Genomic DNA, 10,090 nt, shown 5'->3' with positions numbered 1-10,090 from the left:
TGAGCGTCAGCGCGCGCTCGGGCCACGGCGGCAGGGCGGGCGCGGCGCCGACGTAGTCGAGGATCTGCGCGGGTGTCGGCCTGGCCGCCGGGTCCTTGCGCAGGCAGCCGAGGACCAGTTCGCGCATTTCGTCGGGGACGCCGGTCAGGTCGGGGTCGCGCTGGGCGATGTTGAACAGCGTGTACGGCACCGAGGGCGCGCCGAAGGGCGCGTGACCGGAGGCGGCGAAGACCAGGAGGGAGCCGAGGGCGAAGATGTCCGCGGCCGCCCCGGTCTCGAGGCCCATGGCCTGTTCGGGCGCGAGGAAATCGGGTGGGCCCGCCGGGGTTCCGTGCCCCGCCGGGATCACGCCGGGCGGGCCGAGCCGGACACCGTCGGCGGTCAGGGTCACCGTGTCCGGGCGGAGATCGCGATGGACCAGCCCGGTCGCGTGGACCCCCGCGAGCGCCGCCGCGCAGCCGGCCGCCAGCGCCCGCACCGCGGCGGGTTCGAGCGCCCCGCCGGCCGCGATCACGTCCGCCAGGGCGGCCGACGGCACGAACTGCGTGGCGAGCCAGGGCTGCTCGGCGTCCGAGTCCAGGTCGAGGACCGCCGCGTTGCCCGCGCCACCGACCCGCATGCCCGCGATCGCGCTGTGCCGGAAGCGGAGACGGAAGTCGTCGGCGGCCGCGGCGCCGGGATCGGACAGGCGCAGCAGGACCAGGCTGTTGTCCGGGGCGACGCCGAGCAGGTCACCCGCGCCCGCGGGATCGATCGGCCCGAGCAGGCGGTAGCGCCCGAAGGAGATCGTGGTGTCGGCGGAGGTCATGGTTTCGGCAGCTCCCTGGCGACGGAGGTGAGCAGGGAGATCGCGGCGTCGCACGGGGCGACCTGCGACGCGCGGGACTGGCGCACCACCACGCTCACCTGGTCGGCGTTGAACGACTCGGCGGGCCGGTGCAGCAGGCTGACCGAGCAGTACCGGGCGTCGCGGCCGTCGATGTAGGCGGCGAAGTCGCCGACCCGGACCTCCTCGTAGGACTTGGTGTCCCGGTCCGGCCGCAGCTTGGTGACCAGTTCGACGTCGACCTCGGCGTCGCGGCCGTCGATCCGGCACCGGATGGGCCCGTCCGTCCTGCGCCGCGCCGGGTCACCGGCCACGGTGTCGGCGGCGTGTTTCACGAGCGCGCAGACGTCGAGGCGGAAGATCGAGTTCGCGGGCAGCTTCCGCAGCGGCGGATTCACCGTGAGGCGGCGGACGACCGCGGCGAGCGCGCGCTCGGCCTGCGGGCACGAATTGCCCTGATCCACCGAGGTCTGCACCTGGATCGACATCGGCGTGCCGCTCTGGGCGACCACGGCCCGGCTGCAGTATCGGGACTCCGCGGCCGAGCCGAGGACCGGCATCCAGGCGATGGCGCTGCCCATCGGGTCGTAGATGTCGTCCACCGAGGCGCCCATGTAGGTCGACACCTGGTAGCTGACCGACTTGCCCGACGGATCGAGGTAGGAGTTCGAGCAGCCGCCGGTGGTGATCACCCGATCGCGCAGCGAGCCGGTGGCCTCGCCCATCTCGCCGAGCACGTCCGGCGCGACCAGCGCGCAGAGGTCGAGTTCCCTGGCCTCGGCCGGGGTGAGGCGCAGCGCCGGTTCCGTCATGGCGGTGGCGTGACCGTCGATGCCGGTGCCCCACACCAGGGTCGCGCCGATGCCGAGCAGCGCGACGAGCGCGGCCGCGGCGATCGGCCTGCCCGTCCGCCACCAGCGGGGCGCGGGCGCCGCGGGCCCCGGTTCGGCGTCGTAGGCCGCGACCCCCGCCGCCCAGCCTGCCGCCGCGTCCCGGAACTCGGCGATCCGCTTGCGGATGCGCACCGGCCAGACCGGCTCGGCCGGAATGGCCTGCGCCGCGTCGAGCAGCTCGGCGGGGGTGGGCCGGGCCTCGGGGTCCTTGGCCAGGCAGCGCAGCACGATCGCGCGGACCGGTTCGGGCATCTCGCCGAGCCGCGGCTCCTGGTAGAGCACGTTGTACAGCGTCTGCGGCGTCGAGACACCGTGGAACGGGCTGATTCCCGTCGCGGCGAAGGCCAGGATCGCGCCGACCGAGAACACGTCCGAGGCCGGTCCGAGCGGCAGGCATTCCGCCTGCTCGGGCGACATGTAGGCCGGGGAACCGATCACCGTGCCGGTCGCGGTGAGCTGGGTGTCCTCCTCGAGCGCGCGGGCGATGCCGAAATCGATGACGCGCGGGCCCTCGTTGGTCAGCAGGACGTTGCTCGGCTTGAGATCCCGGTGGACGAGGCCGGTCCGGTGGATCTCCTGCAACGCCATGGCCAGGCCGGTCGCCAGCAGCTTGAGGCCGCTCAGCGAGAGCCCGCCGTAGGCGGTGATCATGTCCCCGAGCGCGGGTCCCGCGATGTATTCCGAGGCCAGCCAGGGATGCTCGGCCTCGGCGTCGTGGTCGACCACGCCCGCGGTGTAGGCGCCGGTGACCTTCTGCGAGGCGGCGACCTCGCGGCGGAATCGCGCGGCGAACTCCGCGTCGCCGGTCAGGTGCGCGTCGATCTGCTTGACGGCGACGAGCCTGCCGTCGGGCGCCTGGCCGAGCAGGACCCGGCCCATGCCGCCCCGGCCGACGACCGCGAGGATGCGGAAGCGGCCCAGGGTCGCCGGATCGCCAGGAGCCAGTGGTTTCATCGGTCCCCCTACCGCGCTGCCGTCATGACCGCGTACTGCGCGGCGGCGAGCCTGCGCACATCGGTCTCGTCGTTGCTGAACACCTCGACGACCAGGTCGTCCACCGCCATGCGGCAGCTGAACCGCCGCGCCTCGAGCGCGGACACGCTCGGCCGCTGCGCCCGGCGACAGCGCACCGCGGGCAGCCCGCCGACGCCGGGCATCGGGTCGGTGGCGATCGACCCGAGCAGCAGGGTGCCCGGGTCGTCGAGGAGGGCGGCCGCGGCGGCGGCGTCCCGCACGCGATAGCCGAACTTGTTGTCCGAGACCGCGACCCGGCTCACGCCGAGGTCGGTGAACCCGCGTTCGGTGGTCGCGGGGTGCGGGGTCAGCAGGGCGTACGCGTGGGGGCGGTAGACCGCGAACCGCATCGGGTCGAAGGTCTTCTCGCCGACGGTGACGAAACGGGTCAGCAGGTGCTCGGGATCGTGGCGCAGGGCGGGCAGGTCCGCCGCGGGGGTCGGCGTGAAGCCGTCCATGGCGGTCAGCTGGGCCCGGTAGACCCGGTTCAGCAGGTCGGCGAGCAGGTCCTCGCGCGGCTCGGTCACCTTGACCACCACCCGGAAGACCAGGTTGCGCCACACCAGCCAGCTGCCGACCGTCGGCACACCGGGGCGCCAATGATTCAGGGCCGCGGGGTATTCCGGCAGCTCGAAGGGCCGGTTGTCGGTGTTGGAGCCGAAATCGGCGGCCGCCATGGCCCGGGCCGCGTCTCCGGCGACCGCCTCCGAGGCGAAGGACAGCGCGGCCACCGAGATGTACTTGTCGGCCCGCTCGTCCGCGCGCTTGTCGTTGCCGCCGATCGCGCCGAACCCGGCGAGCACGTCGAAGTCGCGCAGCGCGGTCTGCTGGGGACCGGAGAGCATCGCGGACACCCGACCCAGCGGGTTCAGCAGGACGCCGCCGCCGCGGCCGTCGGTCAGTTCGGGATCGATGGTGTCGGCCCGCAGGACGCGTTCGCCGATCCGCAGCGACTCGGTGAGGGTGCCGCGCCACAGGCCGGGCGTCTCGTCGTAGGCGGCGGACGGCGGGGTGACCGGATAGTCACCGTGGTCGATGCCCGGCTCGGCGCAGGCCGCGACGGCGGCCAAGACCAGCGCGGTGATCACCACCAGACGACGCGAACGGCGCACAGCGTCTTCCCCCCATCGGCGCGCGGGGCGACACCGTAACTCGAACTCCGTGGCGAAACGTATCACTGCCGCTCGCCGGGACGCCAGATGTGACGGGTCACGCGGTGGGCAGCCGGGGAATGACCGCGTCGATCATCGCCTCGGCCTCGCCGCAGACGGTCCCGGCGGCGCCGCCGCCCAGCGAGATCCGCACGACCTCCTCGTAGCGCTCGCCGATGTCGCGGAAGACGTAGCGTGCCGTGCATCCCGCCGCCGACGTCTGTTCGGTGCCCCGCATCGTCCGGGTGACCGAGGAGGCGGGCCGGGAGTCCAGCGACAGGCTGACGGTCACCGGCCGGTCGCCGGGCCAGGCGCACGACCGGGCCGAGACGACCCGGCCCGGCCCGGTCGCCGGGGCGGTGCCGTCGAGTAGTGCACAGGGGTCCACAGACACCAGCGAACGCGCCGCGTCCGCGGCCGTCGGCACGGCCGTCAGGTCGGTGGCCAGCAGGCGGTCGAGGATGTACTCGGCGAGGTCACAGCGGTCTCGTCCGGGGTCGACCACGACGCCCCACCGGTGTTCGGCATCGGCGGTGGCGACGGCGCAGCCGGTGCCGCGGCGCAGCAGTTCGTAGCCGCGGACCAGGCGTCCCGCCGGGGCGAATCCGGCGAGGGCCGTCCCGACGTCGACCCGCAGCGCCGGTCCGCCACCGCTGCCGGCGCAGCCCCACTCCGCGGTCGGCTGCCAGGCCCAGGACTCGACGGACCGCCCGAGACCGGTCGCCACGTCGGCGGGGAACTCCGCGCCGAGCGCCTGCCGCAACCACCGGCAGGTGTCGACCGGACGCAGCGACGCGAGGGCAGGCAGCGTCGCGGTCGGCACCACCGGGCCCGACGCGGCCACCGACCCGGAACCGCCGCCGCGCGACGTCACCGCGGCCAGACCCGCGACCAGCACCACGCCGACCACGGCCGCCGCGGCGACGATCGCGCGCCGCCCGCGCCGCCGGGGCGCTACGGCCACGGGTTCCTGGGTCGTCGGCGCCGGCGTTTCGGGACCGATGATCTGCGTCGCGTCCGGATCGGAGGCCAGCAGCGACAGGTACCGGGACTGATCGGCGATCCGCTCGTGCACCGGCCCCGGCCACGGCCGCGCCCGGACCGGCTGCACGCCGAGATGGTCCAGTATCTGCGCCGGCGTGGGGCGGGCCGACGGCTCCTTGCGCAGGCACCCCGCGACCAGCTCCCGCACCTCCGCCGGAACCCGGTCGTAGTCCGGCTCGCGGTGCACGATGGTGAACAGCGTGGCGGGCGCGGTAGCGGCGGCGAACGGGCTCTGGCCCACCGCGGCCATGTAGAGCAGCGAACCGAACGCGAAGATGTCCGACGCGGGTGTGAGCTGTTGCGCGGTGGCCTGTTCCGGCGACATGTAGGCGGGCGAGCCGATCAGCGCGCCGGTCTGCGTCACCGCGCCCTGCGGCTCGTCCGGCTGCGCGATGCCGAAATCGATCACCCGGGGGCCGTCCGCCGCCAGGATCACGTTGGCGGGCTTGAGGTCCCGGTGGACGAGGCCGGTGCCGTGGATCGAGTGCAGCGCGGCGGCCAGGCCGGCGGCGAGCGTCCGCAGCGCGGGCGCCGGTAGCGGACCGTGGGTCTGCACCGCCTGATCCAGCGGCACACCGGGAATGAACACCGACGCCAGCCACGGTGCGGGACCCGACACTTCGTAGTCGATCACCGCCGCGGTGAACGCGCCGGAGACCCGCATCGACACCCGGATCTCCCGCTCGAACCGCGCGCGGAACTCCGGATCGTCGACCAGGGTCGCGTGGATCTGCTTGATCGCGACGAAGCGGCCGTCCGGACCCGTCGCCAGCAGAACCCGGCCCATGCCACCCGCGCCGAGGACGCCCAGCAAGCGATAGCGGCCGAGGGATTTCGGTTCGTGCGCCGACAACGGCTCGATCACTGGTACTGCTCCCCCACTCGATGTCGTCACGAAACCTAACACCGGGTTCCGGCCGGGGCGCGCTCGGTCAGGACGGGGAAACCGGTCCGCCGGGGCGGACCGCGGCGAGCAGGACGGCCGCCGCGACGATGACGCAACCGACGACGGTCGGGCCGGACAGCGTGCCCGCGGCCAGGTCGAGCGCCACCGAGGCGGCCAGCTGACCGGCCACCGACGTGAGGCCGAGCAGAAGCACGCCGAGCAGGCGGACGGTCACCGCCGCCAGGGCGATGAACACCACGCCGATGAGGCCGCCGAGGTAGAGCCACGGGGCGGTCGGGAACGCACGGGGCAGGCCGTGGGTCGCGACGACGGCGGCGGAGAGGACCAGCAGGGCGAGCAGGCCGACGGTGAAGTTGGCCAGGGTGGCGGCGAAGGGTCCCGCCACCGCGCCGACCCGGCCGTTCACCGCCTGCTGCCAGGCGAGCCCCACGCCGGCCAGGGCCGGGAGCAGGGCGAACAGGTACGGCAGGTCGGGCAGGCCGGGGACGCTCGCGCCGGGCGGGACGGAACGGCCGAGCGCGGCGACCGTGACCGCGCCGATCGCCAGCGCGGCGGCGAACAGCCGCGTCGCGGTGATCGCGGTGCGGCCGGCGGGCCCGAGGCCGAGGCGGTCGACGGCGAGGCTGCTCACCAGCTGACCCGCCACCACCGCGACGGTGAACGCGGTGACGCCGATCAACGCGACGGTGAAACTCTGCGCGGCGACGAAGAACGCGCCGCACAACCCACCGAGCAACTGCCAGGGCCGCAGGACGCCCTCGGCCAGGGCCGTCCGTACCTGCCCGACCCCGTGGCGCAGCCGGGGCGCGCAGGCCGCGACGAGCAGCAGCGCCAGCGCGCCGGTGCCGAAACTGATGGTCGCGGCCGCGATCCCGTCGTCGAGTCGCGCGCCGAGCGCGCCGTTGATCCGGCCCTGCACCGCGACGCCCGCGCCGATGGCGAAGCCGAACAGCAGCCCGAGCGGCGGTACGCCCCGGCGGGCAGGGGTGCCGGGTGTGCTCACCCGGGCACGGTAACAGCCGCGATGCGCGGCGAACCGGGAGCCGCGGTCACCGGTCCGCCGCCGTCGCGGGCGTCCGGTCGGCGTCGGCGCGGCGCGGCGGCAGCCAGGACGGCGTCAGCGCGGCCGCCAGCAGCAGCAACGCGCCGAGCACGCCCACCGTCACCGGCATCGACCACCAGGTGGTCGTCAGCGCGACGAAGCCGAAGATGCCGAGGGCGACGATCTCCGACAGCAGGCCGGAGACGGAGGTGACCGTCGCCCGCGCCGGGCCCTCGATGGCGTCCTGCAGGCGCGCACCCGCGACCACCTCGGCGGCGAAGTCGATGCCGTAGCCGATCGCGATGCCGACGAACCCGGTCCACAGCAGCGCGGTGCCGTACGCCGACCCGGGCCCGGCAGCGACCAGGAGACAGCCGCCGATGAAGGTGCCGCCCGCGAGCACCAGCAGCGCCGAGAGCCGTCCCGCCGCAAGGGCTTCGGCCCGTCCCGCCAGCAGCGAGCCGGCCAGCGAGCCGGTCACCGCCACGCCGAGCAGCAGCGCCGACGCCGCCGTCGACGCGCCGCCCGCCACGGCGAGCAGGCCGAAGTACTCGTCGAAGGCGGTCATGCCGTACAGCAGGGCGCCGAGCAGCACGCCGCGACGGACACGGCGGACCCGCAGCGCCTCCCCGACACCGGCGCGCAGCATCGACAGGTAGCCGTGGGGCGCGGCGACCGGCTCCGGCACCCCGTCCTCGAGGTCCTCAACCACGGACGCCGACACCGCCCGCGGCGCGCCCGGCAGCGTCAGCGCGGTCGCGACGTGCACGCAGGCGACGCCGACGCTGACCCAGCCGACCAGCGCGTACCCGCCCAGCGCGTACAGCGGGGCGGCGGACACGATCGCCACAAGCACCGAGATCTCCTGGGCCGCACGGGCGTAACCCATGATGCGGGCGTAGGACGCGGTCTCGCCCCGGGTCACCAGCTCGTCGTACACCAGGGCCTCGAAGGTGCCCGACTCGAGGGCACCGGCGACACCCCACAGCACGAAACCGAGCGCGAACCCGGCGAACGACGGCGCCAGCGCCCACACGGTGAAGGTCGACGCCTGCAACAGGGCGCTCAGGACGAGCAGTCCGCGCCGCGACACGGTGTCGGCCCAGGCACCCGAGGGCACCTCGAGGAAGAACGCGGTCAGCGACCACAGCGCGAACAGCAGCGAGATCTGCGCGGCGCCGAGGCCGTGATCGGCGAAGAGGACACCATAGAGGCCGTAGACCGGCAGCAGGTCGCGGGTACCGCGGAAGAGGACGGCGCGGAGCGTGAGATCGCGGACGTCACCCGGCCCGCGCCGCAACCAGGACATCACCCCGCCCGGGGAGCGGAGTCAATAGCCGTAGACGATCAAGCGCATGGGTCCATGGTCGTCCCGAGGGCCGGGTCGGGTCAACCGGATTTCCGTGGAATCAGACCTCGACCCAGCCGTCGGCGGGGAGCGCGTCGTCGTCCGAGCCGGTGCCCTGGCCGTTCAGGTCGGCCAGCAGCTCCGAGACCGGATGCGAATCGCTGTAGTGGTAACCCTGGGCGAGCGCGAAACCCAGCTCGGTCAGCACCGCGGCCTGGTATTCGGTCTCCACGCCCTCGGCGATGACCTGCAGGTCCAGCGACTTGCTCAGCGCCGCGATGACGCCGAGCAGCGGCGGGGCGGGCGAGTCGGAACGGATGGCCGCGACGAAGGACTGGTCGACCTTCAGGATGTCGCTGGGGATGGTCGCCAGCCTGCTCAGCGAGGAATAGCCGGTGCCGAAGTCGTCGATGGCGATGCGCACGCCCCGGTCACGCAGGGTGTGCAGGTTGGCGATCGCGGTCTGCGACTCCGCGGCCAGCTCGCTCTCGGTGACCTCGAGGACCAGCTGGTCGGCGGGCCAGCCGGTGGCGGACAGGATGTTGGCGACGCGCTCGGCGTAATCCGGCTCGGCCAGCTCGAGGCCGCTCACATTGACGTTGAGGGTCAGCGCGAGCGAGGCGAACGTCTCCTGCAGGCGCGCGGCGTCGGCGCAGGCCCGGCGCAGGACCAGCTCGTCCAGGTCGGAGATGAGGTCGTATTCCTCGGCGACGCGGATCAGGCCCTCGGTGGTGACCTCGGGCTGGGCGTTGGACGACCAGCGCAGCAGCGCCTCCACCGCGACGGCCTGGTTGCCGTCCTCGGTGAGGCTGACGATCGGCTGGTAGTGCACGTCGAGGGCGCCGGTGTCGATCGCCTCCCGCAGCTCGACGGCCAGCGGCAGCTGCCGGGAGGACTCGAGCACGGTGCGGTTGCGGCCCGCCTGCTTGGCCCGGTACAGGCCCACGTCGGCGCGGCTGACCAGCAGCGAGGCCGACTCGCCCGGCTGCCAGGAGGTGACACCCGCCGAGCAACCCGTCGTCACGGCGGCGCGCAGTTCCTCGGTCAGCAGGATCGCCGCCTGCTCGGTGGTGCCGGGCAGGGCGAGCGCGAAGACGTCACCGCCGAAGCGGGCGAGCACCTGGCCGGGCGCGAGCAGATCAGCCCAGGTGTCGGCGACCCGTTGCAGCACGGCGTCGCCCGCCCGGTGGCCGAGATGGTCGTTGATCTTCTGGAAGCGGTCGAGGTCGACCAGGACGAGGGCGAGGCCCTGGCCGTTGCGGCCCGCGGCGTCGATGGCCACATTCAGTTGCTTCTCGAAACCGCGGCGGTTCAGCAAACCTGTCAGCACATCGATGTCGGCCTCCGAGGCCATGCGCGTCAGGATGCCGACGACGACGCCCGCGCCGAAGGTGACACCGGCGGGGATCAGGCCCGACCACCACGGCAGGCCGCGGCTCGGCAGGACGAGCAGGCACAGCAACATCGCGAAACCGATGTGCGCCAACGCCTGTGACCAGGCGAAGAACAGCGCCGCGTCGCAGGCGACGAACACGTAGAACGACGCCAGCGTGATCCCGCCGACCTCGTTCGGGAAGGAGTGCACCGCGACGGTGACCAGCACGGCGGCGGTCGCCAGGTAGGCGTGATGCAGGGCGTGCGGCATCCGCGGGCCCCACGCCAGCAGCGTCAGACCCAGCACCAGCGCGATCGCTGCCGCCGTACCAACCAGCGCCCGATTACCGTCGTCCCCCGGTGCCACGGCCGTGATGGTCAGGCCGAGGACACCACCGAGAACGTAGAACGCCCCGGTGGTACGGGCCATGACTTTCGCTGTCGCCAGCGCCGATGCGGCCCGCACCCGGGTTCGGGTATCGCCGCGCGCC

The 10,090-nt window shown here is 73.6% G+C and carries 7 protein-coding genes; all 7 read right to left on the bottom strand.

The features are described from left to right. Positions 1–808, bottom strand: an 808-nt coding sequence (locus tag ON36_RS00415; RefSeq protein ID WP_043646269.1) for a protein kinase domain-containing protein, incomplete at its 3' end; no start/stop codon positions are given. Beyond that, positions 805–2,673, bottom strand: a complete 1,869-nt coding sequence (locus ON36_RS00410; RefSeq protein ID WP_052313497.1) for a serine/threonine-protein kinase — start codon at positions 2,671–2,673, stop codon at positions 805–807. The genes ON36_RS00410 and ON36_RS00415, both read right to left, overlap by 4 nt. Positions 2,674–2,681: 8 nt before the next feature. Continuing rightward, on the bottom strand, positions 2,682–3,845 hold the full coding sequence (locus ON36_RS00405; protein ID WP_043646267.1) for a DUF7373 family lipoprotein: 1,164 nt from the start codon (positions 3,843–3,845) through the stop codon (positions 2,682–2,684). A 97-nt stretch (positions 3,846–3,942) separates the two neighbouring features. Next, positions 3,943–5,793: a serine/threonine-protein kinase gene (locus ON36_RS32465; protein WP_052313496.1), complete on the bottom strand. Its 1,851-nt coding sequence runs from the start codon at positions 5,791–5,793 to the stop codon at positions 3,943–3,945. A gap of 67 nt (positions 5,794–5,860) precedes the next feature. Continuing rightward, entirely contained in the window at positions 5,861–6,838 is a 978-nt protein-coding gene (locus tag ON36_RS00395) for a DMT family transporter (protein ID WP_043646266.1), read from the bottom strand. A 46-nt stretch (positions 6,839–6,884) separates the two neighbouring features. Next, positions 6,885–8,186, bottom strand: coding sequence for an MFS transporter (locus ON36_RS00390; RefSeq protein ID WP_052313495.1), 1,302 nt, complete (start codon positions 8,184–8,186; stop codon positions 6,885–6,887). A 100-nt stretch (positions 8,187–8,286) separates the two neighbouring features. After that, positions 8,287–10,029: a putative bifunctional diguanylate cyclase/phosphodiesterase gene (locus ON36_RS00385; RefSeq protein ID WP_043646265.1), complete on the bottom strand. Its 1,743-nt coding sequence runs from the start codon at positions 10,027–10,029 to the stop codon at positions 8,287–8,289. Between the last annotated feature and the right edge of the window lie 61 nt (positions 10,030–10,090).

It is taken from the genome of Nocardia thailandica NBRC 100428, assembly GCF_000308795.1.
Classification (GTDB): Bacteria; Actinomycetota; Actinomycetes; order Mycobacteriales; family Mycobacteriaceae; genus Nocardia; species Nocardia thailandica.
The sequence above is the reverse complement of the archived record's forward strand: the minus strand, read 5'-3'. Positions and strand labels throughout refer to the sequence as shown.

What these genes read in the sequence shown, in the direction of transcription:
- ON36_RS00410 (WP_052313497.1), bottom strand. Translation starts at nt 2,673, where the DNA reads ATGAAACCACTGGCTCCTGGCGATCCGGCGACCCTGGGCCGCTTCCGC.
- ON36_RS00390 (WP_052313495.1), bottom strand. Translation starts at nt 8,186, where the DNA reads ATGTCCTGGTTGCGGCGCGGGCCGGGTGACGTCCGCGATCTCACGCTC.
- ON36_RS00385 (WP_043646265.1), bottom strand. Translation starts at nt 10,029, where the DNA reads ATGGCCCGTACCACCGGGGCGTTCTACGTTCTCGGTGGTGTCCTCGGC.